The organism is Pseudomonas guariconensis (assembly GCF_900102675.1).
GTDB classification, from domain to species: domain Bacteria; phylum Pseudomonadota; class Gammaproteobacteria; order Pseudomonadales; family Pseudomonadaceae; genus Aquipseudomonas; species Aquipseudomonas guariconensis.
The window spans coordinates 359,889-374,595 of record NZ_FMYX01000005.1 but is presented as its reverse complement, the minus strand read 5'-3'; the positions used below and the strand labels follow the sequence as shown (position 1 = coordinate 374,595).

9 protein-coding genes are annotated in these 14,707 nt (G+C 62.9%); 3 read left to right on the top strand and 6 right to left on the bottom strand.

What is annotated here, in order from left to right:
• The first annotated feature begins 144 nt into the window (after nucleotides 1-144).
• Nucleotides 145-1,935, top strand: coding sequence for a thiamine pyrophosphate-requiring protein (locus tag BLS27_RS11520; protein ID WP_090344835.1), 1,791 nt, complete (start codon nucleotides 145-147; stop codon nucleotides 1,933-1,935).
• 5 nt (nucleotides 1,936-1,940) lie between these two features.
• On the opposite strand, the gene BLS27_RS11515 is transcribed toward BLS27_RS11520, so the two are convergent.
• Nucleotides 1,941-2,420 (bottom strand): VOC family protein, encoded by a 480-nt coding sequence (locus BLS27_RS11515; RefSeq protein WP_090344833.1) that lies wholly within the window; start codon nucleotides 2,418-2,420, stop codon nucleotides 1,941-1,943.
• 293 nt (nucleotides 2,421-2,713) lie between these two features.
• On the opposite strand from BLS27_RS11515, the gene BLS27_RS11510 reads away from it, so the two are divergent.
• Nucleotides 2,714-3,529, top strand: a complete 816-nt coding sequence (locus BLS27_RS11510) for a protein phosphatase 2C domain-containing protein (RefSeq protein WP_090344830.1) — start codon at nucleotides 2,714-2,716, stop codon at nucleotides 3,527-3,529.
• 50 nt (nucleotides 3,530-3,579) lie between these two features.
• On the opposite strand, the gene BLS27_RS11505 is transcribed toward BLS27_RS11510, so the two are convergent.
• Together BLS27_RS11505 and BLS27_RS11500 are read right to left on the bottom strand one after the other, a co-directional pair.
• Complete coding sequence (locus BLS27_RS11505) at nucleotides 3,580-4,740, bottom strand: GGDEF domain-containing protein (protein ID WP_090344828.1); 1,161 nt, start codon at nucleotides 4,738-4,740, stop codon at nucleotides 3,580-3,582.
• A gap of 149 nt (nucleotides 4,741-4,889) precedes the next feature.
• Nucleotides 4,890-5,762: a LysR family transcriptional regulator gene (locus tag BLS27_RS11500; RefSeq protein ID WP_241523685.1), complete on the bottom strand. Its 873-nt coding sequence runs from the start codon at nucleotides 5,760-5,762 to the stop codon at nucleotides 4,890-4,892.
• A gap of 118 nt (nucleotides 5,763-5,880) precedes the next feature.
• Here BLS27_RS11500 and BLS27_RS11495 point away from each other — a divergent pair, with 118 nt between their 5' ends.
• Complete coding sequence (locus BLS27_RS11495; RefSeq protein ID WP_090344823.1) at nucleotides 5,881-6,837, top strand: DMT family transporter; 957 nt, start codon at nucleotides 5,881-5,883, stop codon at nucleotides 6,835-6,837.
• Between the two features lie 56 nt (nucleotides 6,838-6,893).
• Here BLS27_RS11495 and BLS27_RS11490 read toward each other — a convergent pair whose 3' ends face one another.
• The 3 genes from BLS27_RS11490 to BLS27_RS11480 all read right to left on the bottom strand — a co-directional run bounded on the left by BLS27_RS11490 (nucleotide 6,894) and on the right by BLS27_RS11480 (nucleotide 14,669).
• Nucleotides 6,894-7,457 (bottom strand): DUF4174 domain-containing protein, encoded by a 564-nt coding sequence (locus BLS27_RS11490; protein WP_043206895.1) that lies wholly within the window; start codon nucleotides 7,455-7,457, stop codon nucleotides 6,894-6,896.
• Nucleotides 7,458-7,683: 226 nt separating this feature from the next.
• A complete protein-coding gene (locus BLS27_RS11485; RefSeq protein ID WP_167358092.1) occupies nucleotides 7,684-12,207 on the bottom strand; it encodes an NEL-type E3 ubiquitin ligase domain-containing protein in 4,524 nt (1,507 codons plus the stop codon).
• 101 nt (nucleotides 12,208-12,308) lie between these two features.
• Nucleotides 12,309-14,669, bottom strand: a complete 2,361-nt coding sequence (locus BLS27_RS11480) for a DNA polymerase II (protein ID WP_090344873.1) — start codon at nucleotides 14,667-14,669, stop codon at nucleotides 12,309-12,311.
• Nucleotides 14,670-14,707: the final 38 nt, after the last annotated feature.

Sequence of the window (14,707 nt, the reverse complement as noted above, 5' to 3'; positions counted from 1 at the left end):
CGAAGTCAGCCCTCTAGATAGTTAGCGCAACTTTCCCCAAGCCACCAGTTGGATTCATTCAGCCTGTCAAATGAATCTGAACATCCGGCCCTGGGGGTCGTCGGAAGTTTCACTGCTGTGACGGTTTGCATGGAGGTAGGAACGATGGCGAGCACCGTAGGCGATTTTCTGGTTGAGCGTTTGAGCCAATGGGGCGTGAAGCGGGTATTCGGCTATCCGGGCGATGGCATCAATGGCGTGTTCGGTGCACTGCGTCGGGCCGGTACGATCGAATTCGTGCAGTGCCGCCATGAAGAAATGGCGGCATTCATGGCCAGCGCCCATGCCAAGTTCACAGGTGAGCTTGGCGTGTGCATCGCAACGTCCGGGCCTGGCGCTTCGCACTTGCTGACAGGCCTGTATGACGCCCGCCTGGACCACATGCCGGTGTTGGCCATCGTCGGCCAGCAGGCCCGCACCGCGCTGGGTGGGCATTACCAGCAGGAGCTGGATCTGGTCTCGATGTTCAAGGACGTGGCCGGTGCATTCGTCCAGCAGGCCACGGCCCCGGCCCAAGTGCGCCATTTGCTGGATCGCGCCGTACGCACGGCGCAGGGCGAACGCCGGGTCACCGCATTGGTGCTGCCCAACGATCTGCAGGAAATGCCCTACGAGTCGCCTGCACGGGCCCATGGCACCTTGCATTCGGGCACAGGCTTCAACCCACCGAGGATCGTGCCCCACCCCGACGCATTGCAGCAGGCTGCGCAGATACTCAACGCCGGCAAGAAAGTCGCGATCCTGGTGGGGGCCGGCGCGCTGCAGGCCCGTGAGCAGGTGAGCGCAATCGCCGAAAAGCTCGGTGCAGGCGTCGCCAAGGCCCTGCTGGGCAAGGCCGTATTGCCCGATGACCTGCCTTGGGTCACCGGTTGCATCGGTCTGTTGGGTACCGAACCCAGCCTGAAGCTGATGAACGAATGCGACACGCTGCTGATAATCGGTTCAGGCTTCCCCTACGCCGAGTTCCTACCAGAGGAAGGTCAGGCCCGCGGCGTACAGATCGACATCGCTGCCGACATGCTCGGCCTGCGCTATCCCATGGAAGTGAACTTGATGGGCGATGCCGCACAGACGCTGGACGCCCTGCTACCGCTGATCGAGCATAAGACCCGCCGCAGTTGGCGAACCAAGGTCGAAGGTTGGCGCAAGGCGTGGGACAAGAAGCTGACGCAACGCGCCCTGAGCAAGGCTGCGCCGATCAATCCGCAGCGGGTCGTCCATGAACTCTCGCCTCGCCTGCCGGACGCCGCCATCATCACGTGCGACTCGGGCTCCTGCGCCAACTGGTTCGCCCGCGACCTGCGGATCCGCCCGGGTATGGAATGTTCGTTGTCCGGGGGCTTGGCTTCGATGGGCGCGGCAGTGCCCTACGCCATCGCAGCCAAGTTCGCTCACCCCGAGCGCTGCGTGGTGGCCCTGGTAGGCGACGGTGCCATGCAGATGAACAACATGGCCGAACTGATCACCGTGGCCAAGTACTGGCGACAATGGGGCAACGGACGTTGGATTTGTGCGGTGTTCAACAATCAGGATCTCAACCAGGTCACCTGGGAGCAGCGGGTGATGGAGGGAGACCCCAAGTTTGCCGCCAGCCAGGACATTCCTGACGTGCCCTACCACCTGTTCGCCCTCTCGATCGGTCTGAAGGGCCTGTATGTCGAACGCGAGCAGGACGTGGCCGACGCCTGGGAGCAGGCCTTGGCCAGCGAGGTGCCCGTGGTCATCGATTTTCGTACCGACCCCGATGTCCCGCCGCTGCCGCCGCACATCACCCTGGAGCAGGCGAAGAAGTTCGCCGGCGCCCTGCTGCAAGGCGACCCGGACCAAGCCGGCATCCTGCGCCAAACCGCGCGCCAGCTGATCAGCGGGCTATTGCCAGGGCACGGCAAAGCATGATGCCGCTAACCTTTGAGCGCCGCCTCGATCCCGGCGATGTCGATCTTGCCCATCCGCATCATGGCGTCGAATGCGCGCTTGGCGGCGGCCCGGTCTGGGTTGTCCATGGCCTCGAGCAGCACCCGGGGCGAGATCTGCCACGAGATGCCCCACTTGTCCTTGCACCAGCCGCAGACGCTTTCCTGGCCGCCGTTGCCGACGATGGCCTGCCACAGACGGTCGGTCTCGGCCTGATCCTGCGTGCAGATCTGGAACGAAAATGCCTCGCTGTGCTTGAACGCGGTCCCCCCGTTCAGGCCGACGCAGGGAATACCGGCCACGGTGAACTCGACAGTGATGACATCGCCGGCCCTGCCCGACGGGTAGTCGCCCGGTGCGTGATGCACTGCCCCTACTGCGCTGTCGGGGAAGGTCTTGGCGTAAAAAGTCGCCGCCTCCAGGGCATCCTCGTCGAACCAGAGGCAGATGGTGTTTTTGCTGGGCATTGGAGTCTCCACGATCACATCGCAAAGGTTAGAGTCTAGACCTTCACCCCTGGCAGGCGATGGCCTGGGCAAGCGCTTCGTCGGTTGCAGACGCTTGCGGATGGGCCAGGCGATAGTCGCGCAGTCAGAGCGTGGTTCACGGTGGTTTCCTACATAATTGAAACGGTATTTGGCCTAGTCTCGAGCGCTTGGCGCTGCTTCACCAGCATCGGCTGCACAACGAGCCGGCGCAGCACAACTCAAGGTAGCCGCGCTTGTCGAAGCTTCTTTATTCACGAGATAGACGACACACCATGCATTTCGACCTGATCCAAAGTCTCAACCTGGCCGGCAAGGCCGATGTTCCCAATGACGACCGTATTGGCTGTGCAAGCCGTCATGCTTGGGTCATCGACGGCGCAACCGATCTGGGCCCGCCTGGTCTGCTGGGTGAACAAGGGGGCGCGGCCTGGTTGGCAGCGGCAGCGCAGGCTGCCTTTGTCAGCGCAAGCGGGCCGTTGCAGAGCCTGTGCGAACAGGTGTTCGCTACCGTGGCCGCAGCCTACGAACGAGACCGCCGACGTGAGCCGGTCGCCGGCTGGGAGCTGCCCCGCGCGGCCTTTGCGGCGGTGGCGCTGGAAGATGACGAAGTAGTCTGCGCCCATCTGGCGGACTGCGTCGTACTTCACCGCAGCGAGCACGGCATGGCCTTCCTGACACCTGAGCCGGACCGCGAAACCGAGCGCGCCGAGGCGCTCGCCCTGGGCCCTGGCACCGGCGCCCATGGCGTGCGCACCCCTGCCGTGCAGGCAGATCGGCGCATCGCCCGGGAGCGTCCCAAGGCCGTGCTCAGCGTCGATGCCGAAGTGGCCAGGGCTGGTACCGTATACACCCGCGCACCGGTAAGGCGCGGCGACGACCTGGTGCTGATGAGCGATGGTTTCGCGGCCCTGTTCGATACCTACCGGGCCTGCACGCCCCACACCTTCATGACCCAGCTGCGCGAGCAGGGCCTGGCAGAACTTGCGCTGCGACTACGGCAGATCGAGCGCGACGATGCCGCCTGCGTTCGTTATCCACGGTTCAAAATGAGCGACGACGCATCGGCGCTCTGGTTGCGGGTGGGCTGAAGAAGAAAAACGCCGGGCCGATGCGGTTCCGATGCCAAGACGACCCTTCGCTATGCCTTAGGCTGGGTGCGATCGACCAGGCGGATGCTGTCACGCCCGCCTCGCTTGGATTCGTAGAGTGCAACGTCACCCTGTTCGATCAGTGCCGCCAGGCTGGCAGGCGCCCGATCGAACAGGTTGACGCCGATGCTGAGGGTGACCGCCGCAGGCGTAGGGAACGTCTGCGCGGTCATCCGATGGAACTGCTCGCGCAAAGCGCTCCCCAACCCTTCGACTTTTTCACGGGTCGCGTTACCCAGCAGGATGACGAACTCATCGCCGCCCAACCGGGCGGCCAAGCCACTGGCGGGGGTCGAGGCGCGAATCATCTCGCCCAATGCAACCAGCAGGCGATCACCGGCAGTATGGCCATGCAGGTCGTTGACCATCTTGAAGTTGTCGATGTCGATCAGCAAAAGCGCACCGGGGCGGTCCGTTGCCACGTCATCCAGCAGACGCGGGGCGCGTGCCTCCAAGGCGCGCCGGTTATACAGGGCGGTCAAGGGATCGCGCGCCGCCAGCCGGGCGATCTGCCGTTCGCGTCGGTGGCGCTCGGTGCCAGTCATGGACAAGGCGATGAGCATGATCGCCATCGTGCCCTCGACCAGCGACACCTGGATGATCGCGCCACGCAAGGCCGCCAGATCGATCAGCGTCCCAGGCACCAACGGCGGAATCATCTTGGCCAGGTAGAAGATGCCGTGGGCCAGCAGCACATAACGCAGCTGCACCGCCCCCACGCGCAACGACTTGCCATGGGGCCGCAGCAGCACGCAGGCCCACAGGGTGGGCAAGGCCACCAGCAGCGAGTTGGCCAGCAACATCACCTTCGACCACTGCGGGCTTTCAGGCAGCAGCAACAGCATCAGCCAGACAACGGGCAACAGGTACCAGCCACGGGAAAGCCGCATCTCGGTAAACCGCGCCACACCCACGAGAAAGAACCAATGCGCCAACACCAGCAAGCCATTGGCGAACCACACCCCGACGAGCATCAGCCCACTGACGCGCAACAATGCCAAGGTCGACCCCACACTGATGGTGGCGAACCCAGCGGCCCAGAACAGCAGCGAGGTGGCACGCACGGTGCGCCACTCGACCGCCAGGTACAAAGCAGCCGCAGCCGCGAGGGCAATGCTGATGGTCAACATCGTGAGGGGGTCTAGAGCCATGAGCGGACAGGCCTGAGCGATCGTATTGAAGGGCGTGGATTGTAAGCGTTCGGATGCACTTTTAGCAGGTCGCTACCGACTGGAGGGTCTTTTCAAAAGCGCCTCGCGGGCGGCGAAACATCAACATGTCAGTCGCCGATCCGGTGGGCTCACGCCGTCGAGAGATAGCTGACCAATTGCCGACCATGAGAACTCAGGCGCTCCCAGTCACGAAAACAGATACGCAGCTCCAGGGTGGCCCAGCGCTCCTCCAGCATCACCCTGCGAACCGCCAGCTCCTGCTCGGCGCGCACAGCGGCGGTTTCCGGCAGCATGGCGATACCCGCGCGCTGGGCCACCAATTGAGCGATGGCCTCGAAGCTCGGCGCACGCACACGCACCTTCAACGGCATGGCCAGATTCATCGCCAGCTCCTCGACGAAGCGCTGCATCGCCCGCTCTGCCGGCAGACACACAAACGGGTAACCCAGGGCATCAACCAAGCGCAATTGTTCGCGACCGGCCAAGGGATGATCCACTGGTACCAGCATTACCAGGCGCTCGTTGCGAAACGGCAGCGAGACGATGCCTTCGTCGATCAGGTTGCCGTCATACACCCCTAACTCGCATTCACCGGCCAGCACCACGCGCAATACATCGATGCTCTTGTGCTCGACCAGTTGCAGGTCGACCTCAGGGTAGTCGGCCAGAAACGGTCCGAGCACCGCCGGCAACAGCGTGCTGTTGCTGACGGTGGAAGCCGCCAGGTGCAGCGTGATGCGCCGCTGCCCTGCCAACTCCTTCAAGGTGTCCTGCAGCTTTTGCGCCTCCCCCAGCACACCACGGGCCGCCTCCAGTACCAGCCGGCCAGCGGGGGTCAGTTGCATGCCATCAGCCTTGCGAACGAACAGGGCAAAGCCACAGCGAGACTCGAACAGGCGCAGGCGGGTGCTGGCGGCGGACACCGCCACCGGAATGGTCGCCGCCGCCTTGCTCAGGCTGCCGGTAACGGCAATGGCGGCAAACAGGCGCAGATCGGGCAAGTCGAAGTGCATCCTTGTGCGTTCTCCAAAAGCGAAAGCCATGTTCGAGAAAAAGCGATTCTAGCCACAACCCGTTCTGTACAGAATAAGTCCTGCCTTCAATTGCCTGGACTTTGCCATGACGCGTTTGCACCTTCGCCTTCAGACTGCGATCCACAACGGCGGTGGATATGCCGTGCTGGCGGCCTTGGGATTCAGCTTCAAGGCCATCTTCGTCAAGCTGGCCTATGCCGCAGGTCCGGTGGACGCCATCACCCTGTTGGCCATGCGCATGGGGTTGGCACTGCCGCTGTTCGCCTGGCTGACCTGGCTCAGCCGTGGCCAGTCCGCTGCGAAGCTGGGGCTTGGGGACGGCCTGCGCGTGGCCGGGCTCGGGTTGCTGGGCTACTACCTGGCGAGCCTGTTCGACTTCTATGGTCTGCAGTACATCAGCGCCGGCCTCGAGCGGCTGATCCTGTTCACTTATCCCACGCTCGTGCTGGTGTTCCAGGCCATCGCCCTGCGCGAGCGCCCTACCCTGCGGACCCTGACGGCCATGGGCCTGTGTTACCTGGGCCTGGGCATCGCCTTCGTACACGATGTCAGTGTGGCCGGGGTCGGCGAGCAAGTGGTGCTGGGATCGTTGTGGGTGGTGGCCAGTGCGGTGAGCTACGCGCTCTATTACTCGGGTACCGGCATCATGCTCAAGCGCATGAGCTCGATGCGTCTGGCTGGGCTCTGCGGCATCGCCTCGTCATTGATGGTGCTGGCGCACTACCTGCTGGTGGCGGACATCGGCCAGCTGTGGCAGCAGCCACTGGCGATCTGGATACATGCGGGGCTGATGGCGGTGTTTTCCACGGTGTTGCCGATCTACTGGGTGGCCCTGGCGATCCAGCGCCTGGGCCCCACCCATACCGCAGCGGTGGGCAATCTGGGTCCGGTGCTGACGATGCTCGCGTCGTGGGCGATCCTCAGCGAGCAGATCTCGGGGTATCAGTTGGCGGGTCTGGCGCTGGTGTTGTACGGCGTGACACGCCTGAAGCCTGCGAAGAAACAGCAAGCTTCGACGCAGCCCAAGCAAGCCGAAGCGTAGGGGCATCTGCTCACGCAGGCAAGGCGCCAGGCCAACCGGCGCCTCGCTTGTATCGATCAGTCCTCGAGCGGCTTTGGCGGTGCCGCCGGTTTTGCCGGCTTGGCAGGCTTGCTGTCCTTGCCCTTGGACTTGGGCTCAGCAGGCGCGGAAGCCGCCACCGGCTCCGGCGCGCTCACAGCCTTCTCGCTGGCAGGTAGTTCGTCCACGGCCTTGATGATCACCTGCGGATCGATCTTCTCGCCGCTGTCGTCGTCCTTGAGCACATGCCGCTCGCCATCCTTGCCCACCAGGATCACCTTGGTGCCCTTGCTGGCGCCGAGCTTGAGTTCGCGAATCAACGCCATGGTGGTCTGCTGTTCGAGGTTCTTGTCCTCGCGCTTGCCCATCATGTTGGCAACGCTGTACAGCACCAGGCTGCGCTCTTTGAAGGCGGCTTGGGTAGCGGGGTCCTGGAGTGCCTCGTTCAACCCGCGCAAGGTCGGGTCGGCGCTGCTGGGTGCGATGATGACCAAGGGCCTTGCCTTGCCCAGTTCTTTGGCCAGCGGAGCATCGCTGTCCGCAGCGAACACAGGGCTTGCGAGGGCAAGCAGAGTGGCGAGGGTCAGTGACCGGACGAGCATGCGCATCTCCTTATTTCTCGATAACTCAAAGACTACAGATCATTGAGAAAGATCCGACGTGCGAGCCTAAACCACCTGACAAGTCAGGTGATAAGGCGAAAGGTAACTGGCCATTACCAGCAGCGCGTCGAACCAGGCTTGCGACCTCTGCAGAAACCGCGGGCCCCCGAACTGAGCATAGTCCAAAGCCCTCCAGCCAGCGCGGCACCTGCAGGCAATACTTGCATCAACGGACATCGATGCCGGCACCGGCCGGGGCCGTCCCCAGCACCCGGTTGGTCAATACACGCATCTCGTATCGCTCATCAGCTTTTTGCAGCTTCTGGATTTGTTTCATCTGATCTTCGATGTTTTCCACCTGTTGCAGAACCTGGGCCGATAAGGCCTGCGCCTGGGTGTCGCCCTGCGTCAACGCATCCCGCTGCGCCGTCAATTGCTCAAGCTGTCGGTGATGCCGTGCGTTGCCTTGGTCGAAGTGTCCTGGGTTTTCCGCCAACAGATGCTCACGCCAGAAATCCTGATCCACCATCCAGCTGGCCAGCGCTTCATGCTGTTCTGCGGCGCGAACCTGTGTACGGATCCGGTCGACCCGGGCCGGATCCAGATGGGCATACTCGGGAAACGCCATTTCGCCCGCCTCGATGGGTAAATCGAGTGATCCACGCAATGCCAGCTGATAGCCCAGCATTACCTCGACCTCATCTAGGGGGGTGCCGGCTTCAGCCTGGGCACGTAGGAAGCTCAAGATATGATCCTGGACCTGCGCCAGGCGCCACAGGCGCCGTCCGAGCCTAAGCAATGCCTGCGTCGTAGCGCCCTGCTCAGTGCCGGCCTGGGCCTTGGCCTGGACCGCCAACATCCGCACCTCCAGATTGTGAAACCGCAACGCCACACTGTCCTGGCAAGTCAGGTCATCGTCAGCATGGGTAAACAACTCTGTAAGCAAATCAGTCTGCTCGTGCATGTTTTTCAGCATGGTCAGCACACGCTGGGCCAATATCTGCGGTTGTTTCTGGAAATCCGCGGTATCGAGCAACCTGCGCAGAAGTGTCATGAGCCCAGCCGAGCCCTCGACCGCCTCGATCGAGTGCCACAGTTCGAGCAGCCGGTCCCGGTCAGCGCTCGCAACGGCATTGCTCCAGGCTATGGCATGGGTATTGGCTCCCCTGACGGACTGGAACGCCACGCGCAAGGCCTGTACATCGTCCTCGGCCAGCGGATTGCCCATCAACAGCACGCGATGCCTGAGCCACAAGGGGGCCTGATGGAACATCGGCGGTATCCGGGTGATTCGATTGTCGCTCAGGTCCGCATAGTCCAGCTCCGTGCACTCTAGCAATCCCGGAGGCAGCACATCGATGAAAGTGTTGCGCAGCAGCAGTCGCCTGAGCCTGGAAAATCCGCTGACGGAAAACACCAGCCCCAGAGGGTTGTGCGAAAGATTGATGTATTCCAGGCGTGAGCAGCGAGTCAGCTCAGAGGCTTGGCTGTCATCCAGGACGATTTGGTTGTCGTACAGGTTCAGTTCACGCAGGCGCGGCAGTTGATGCAGGCGTGCCGGCAGTCGAGACAGTCGGTTGCCGCTGACCCGCAGCGTCCGGAGGTTGGGAAACGCCTGCAGGAAATAGTCCGGCACATGCGCCAAGTCCATATCCAGAATCGCCAGCTCAGAAACATGGGAGAAGCTGCGGGTAGGCAGAGGGGGCAAGAATCCTGGTCTCAGGCCGTTAAGTTCCAAGCGATAGTCGATCGCCAACGAATTGAGCTGCGAAGGCTCGTCGATGACTCGCTGCCAGCACGCCAGCAATTGTCCCGTGACCCGCCTGCGGTCTGACCTTTCCAACAGCGCAGTGGTGGCTGTGAGCCAAGTATTGAGCGATTGTTCCAGGGTCTTGAGTTCGTGACGAAGCTGACGCAGTTCCTGCGCCATGTCCCTGCCGGTACGCTGCATTTTCACTTGCCAGGCGCTGACCTGGGCGTCGGAGTAAGTGGGATAGATCCGCCGCAGTTCCGCCTGGATCATCCAGGGCCCTCCTCGGCTCCGGCTGCTACCGGACAGGCGCCCACTCAAGGGATAACCGAGCCGGCCATCGTCCTGGCGCAGCGGGGCCAGCCAGCGGTCCTTGCCTTGCCCTTTGTTCAACAGCTCCCCGACCTCGCTGGGGCGTTCGATCGCCTGGCGGGCCAGCAGCACGCGCAGGTTGTGGGCAAAGGGATCGGCAATGCCCATGGCCGCTTGCTGGCCTTTATAGGCGGTGGCCATCGCGTCGAACAACTCATGCGGCTCACTTAACAGGTTCGTTTTGGGATCGACGACCAGGAACTTACCCTCGACGTGTATCAGATCGCAGGCGGTGGCCCCCTGCTCGCTCGCAACGAGCAAGAGGCCGCTCGCACTGCCCTCGAACAAACGCCAGCGGATACCCGTGGCAGCACCGGGCAAATAGCGCAGCATGCCGATGGCGACCCGGGCCACATCAGCGTTTTGCGGCGTGTCCAGGTGCAGCGCTTCATACACGCGTGTCACACGCATGTTTTGTACATACGCTCTGGACGATTCCGCCAATTGCAGCGGCACCCGTCCACTGTCGAGTAAGCGTTGCCGGTCCGTAGTCGTCGCCGCGTCCACCAACCCCTGCGCAGCACGCCAATGCAGACTGGGAAACACCCGACGCAACATCGTGCTGGCGAGGTTCTCGCCGTTGGGCATGTGTTCGTAGAGATCCTGCAGCAACTCGCGCCGAGCCTTCCATGCCACCTCGGCCAATGCCTGGTCAGGCAGCCCGCCAGCTCCGGGAAGACGTTGGGCGCCTTGCAATGCGAAGGCATCCTCCACCTGTTTGCCCGAGCGCAAGCGCTCGACCATGTCGCGGATGCGCAAGTCCAGGTGGGCACGGACCGTGCTGTCCAGCAACCCGGAAGCCGGCGCGCGACCATACACGTGCAACCCCCGCAGATCATCCGCCTTTAGCCCGTGGAAACTCAGGACCAGATCGATCCGCTCGTCATCCAGCTCGCGAAAGTGCCCACCCAATCGACGGAACAAGTAATGGACGTCTTCCCACTGGGCCGGCTGCTCGAACCACAACCGCCAGGCACCCGCACCGTTGTGTCTCAACAACGGCCCATGCCCAGCCTGCGGCAGCAGTTGCCATTGCCCGTCCTGGGTTCGCTGACGCACGCGGTAGTAGTGTCCGTCCATCTCGATCCAGGCCTGCTCCCCCAACCGGAAGACCCCGGCTGTATCGCTCGTCGCGCCAGACGGTGGCACGTCACTGCGAAAGGCCTTGACGTCCGCAGCCCACAGCTTTGCCGAACCGTCTTCCAGATAGGCCGGCAGCAGGTTGTCCATGATGCTCGAGCGCGCCGAGAGGGCCTCTACCCCAGCGACCGCCGCGGTGGTGGCGCCGGCCACCGACACCGCGGTAACGACATTGAGTAGGTGCTTGCATGCCTGGCGGGTGTGGTTGTCTTGCCAGGCCTCGATGCCGTGGTAGACCTCAGTGAGCGTTTCCCAGGCGCTGACGGCCAAAAGCACCTCGCCAAGCACCGGCACAAATAGGCCTGCGGCGGACAACAATGCCTGGCCATCGGCAGCGAGGCGCTCGTCGTATTCGCGCTGCAGGGTGCGGTCCAGTTCTTCAACCGGCGCCACGAGCACCTTCGCGTCATCTTTTATCTGCTCGATACGCGCATGGGCCAGGCGTTGAAAAAACGGCGTGCCATAGGGCATGAGGCTTTCATCCAGGCTGATGTTGGCCCAGATGACCAAGTCTTTGTACGCGGGGATCACGATTGAATAGAACGCATGACTGTCGCGTCTGCGCACGAAGCGGCGAAAGAATGTCTGGTACGCCTGGCTGCGTAGGCGCCTACCCAGTTCGTTGGCGAGCTTGCGAAGGCTGGAGAACGCGCTCCAGGCCCCGTTTGGATCGCCAGGCACATAGAGCAGCAACCTTCCGTCGTTGTGCGACTCATCGATGACTACGATCTGCTGCAGGTCGCAGTCCAGCAGACGCAGACGTTGCGCTGTCACGGTCGAAGCCTTGTTTTGCGCGCCCTCTTTCGCGCAGAGTTCGGCAATCGTCTCGAGCTCACGCTCGCTCAGTCCAGCGCGGTCACGGGCCTGGTAGGCATCAAACAGCATGGCATGGCGGCTCCAGTCAGCCAGCAAGCATGGGACGGTCCATGCCGGTTTGTCGTCTGTCACAGGTCCGCTCAAAACCTCGGCCAGATGCGCTTGGTACGCGCTGCCAAGATCGAGTTCACGACACAGCTTGGCAAACTCGGTTGCAGACGGCGCCTTGATCCTGCCCTGCCTGGCGCTGGACAAGCGATTGCCGCGCGGTTGCCCGCCCGCTACGGCTTCCTCAGCGGTGAAGTTGCGTACTGCCACCTCCAGAAGCGAACGCTGGTCGTACTGCTGCTTGGTCAGGTGGACGCCAACGGGCTGGGCATTGATCACAGGCTCCGGGTACCCGCCGATAAAGCTCCACTGATGAAGATTGAACTGAGCCGAATAGCGCGCTCGCAATGCAGCCTGCAGCTTGGATTTGATAAAGCCGTCCAGCGCCTCGATGCGCCCCAGCACGTGTTTGAGATGCGAACGCAGCACCACGCTTTCGTCCATCGCATCTGCAAACCGAGCCCGTTGCTGCGGCGTCGCCGACTTCATCCACAGCGGCAGGCGTTCGGCGATGAAGCCATCCTGATAGGCACGCTCCGCTGCCAGCTGCGTTGCTTCGTTCACTTGCGGTTCATTGCGCTCGCCGCCCATGTCCATCTCCTGGTTGACTGGAGCGACGAGGCTAGGCGCCTGGCTTGGCGAAGGAACGCTAGATAGCTACCACCTCAAAACAACTGCAGTTGCCGACCGGTCAATGTGCCGAAGTCATCACCGACGAAAGGCAGGATCGCGTCGGCCACTGGCTGCAACTGACGCGACAGGTAATGCTCGTGATCGATCGGAGACTGCTGGTTTTCCAACGGCTCGGGACCGGCCGTGGTGATGACGTAGCTGATCCAGCCGCCGTTCTGGTACTGCTGCGCTCGCCCCAGGCGGCTGTTGTACTCATCGGCCAAGCGCGCGGCGCGCACATGCGGGGGCACGTTGCGTTGGTAGTCGGCCAGAGGACGCCTCAGGCGCTTGCGATAGACCAACAAGTCATCCTGCTCACCGGCCAAAGTGCGTCGCACGAAATCGCACACATAGTCCCGATAGGGCTGGCCGCGGAAAATACGTCCATACAGCTCCTGCTGGAACTGCCGGGCCAGCGGTGACCAGTCGGTGCGCACCGACTCCAGCCCCTTGTAGACCATCTCCTCCTGGCCCTCGGCGCGGCGGACCAGGCCGGCGTAGCGCTTCTTGCTGCCCTCGTCGGTACCGCGGATGGTCGGCATGAGAAAGCGTCGATAGTGGGTTTCGAACTGCAGCTCCAAGGCGCTGTCCAGGCCCATGGTTGTCTCAAGGTGCTGGCGCCACCACTGGTTGACCTCGTTTACCAGCTCACGGCCAATACGCGCGGCGGCCTCTTCGCTGTGCGCCCCTTTGAGCCAGACGAATGTGGAGTCGGTGTCGCCATAGATCACATCGAAGCCACGGGCTTCGATCAGCGCCCGGGTCTGACGCATGATCTGATGACCGCGCATGGTGATCGACGATGCCAACCGGGGGTCGAAGAACCGGCAGCCACTGGAACCCAGCACGCCATAGAAGGCGTTCATGATGATCTTCAGTGCTTGGGACAACGGCGCATTGCCTGCGCGCTTGGCCGCCTCCCTGCCCTGCCAGACCCGCTCGACGATCGCCGGCAGGCTGTGCCGGGTACGGGAGAACCGGGCCCCGCGAAATCCCTCCACCGAATGCGCATCGTCCGGCTGGGCCAGGCCTTCGACCAGCCCCACCGGATCGATCAGGAAGGTACGAATGATCGAGGGATACAGACTCTTGTAATCGAGCACCAGCACCGAATCGTACAACCCAGGGCGCGAATCCATGACAAAGCCGCCGGGGCTGGCTTCGTCCGGGCGGCTGCCCAGGTTCGGCGCGACATACCCCAGCCGGTGCATGGGCGGGATGTACAAATGACAGAACGCTGCCACCGAACCACCGCTGCGATCGACCGGCAGGCCCGTGACTGTGGCGCGTTCCAGGAGAAACTCCAGCAGACGGGTATGGGCGAAAATGCGCGTGACCAGTTCGCAGTCCTTGAGGTTGTAGCGCGCCAGCGCAGGCTTGTCCTCGGCGAACATGCGGTTGATTTCGTCCATGCGCTGGTAGGGCGAGTCGATGGCCTTGCCCTCGCCCAGCAGGGTCTGGGCGACACTCTCGAGACTGAACGACGGAAAGCTCCAGGTGGCCGAGCGCAGTGATTCGATGCCGTCGATCAACAGCCGGCCTGGGGCATCGGCGAACACGTGGTTGCGGCTGCCATGGGCGCGCAAAGTCAGCGGCGCACCGTTGCGTCCCAGGGTCAGTGGCACCTGCAGACGCGCGGCATGCTCATGCAGCAGGCGTAGGTCGAATTGCACCAGGCTCCACCCGATGATCGCGTCCGGGTCATGGCGTGCGAACCACTGGTTGAGGCGCTCAAGCAACTGGGCGCGGTCCTCGCAGTATTCGAGGTCGAAATCCACTTCGCGGGTATCGCCGTTGGCCGGCCCCAGCATATAGACCTGCCGCTGGCCGCAGCCTTCCAGGGCGATACTGTAGAGTTCGCCGCGCTCGCTGGTCTCGATGTCCAACGACACCAGGCGCAACGCAGGGCGGTAGTCAGGGTTTGGTTTGAGATGGGCATCGCAGATCACGCCCTGGGCATCGGCTTGACCGCTGAACAGCACCGGCGCGGTGATGAAACGCTCCATCAGGTAGCGCTCCGGTGGGCGGATGTCAGCCTCGAAAACCTCGATGCCGGCGCTGCGCAGGCGCTGCTCAAGTTGCATCAATTGACGGTGCTGCCGGCAATACAGGCCCAATACCGGACGCTGTTCGAAGTCGCGCAAGCCAAGCGGGCGCAGCTCGACCCCTTGCTCGTTCCCCAGCAACAGCCGCGCGTGCTCGCCTTGCCCGGCTGCGATGAACGCCACCGACACCTGCGGCGCCAGACGCAACTGCCGTGGGCCCTGGTCGGTGGCCAGCCAGAACTCCACGCAGGTGCCCTCGGGCGTGTCATGCCAATGGCGGGTGAGGACAAAGCCCTGCTGCAACTGCACCGCGTCGACCTCGATCATGTTCGTTGGCAAAGCGTCAT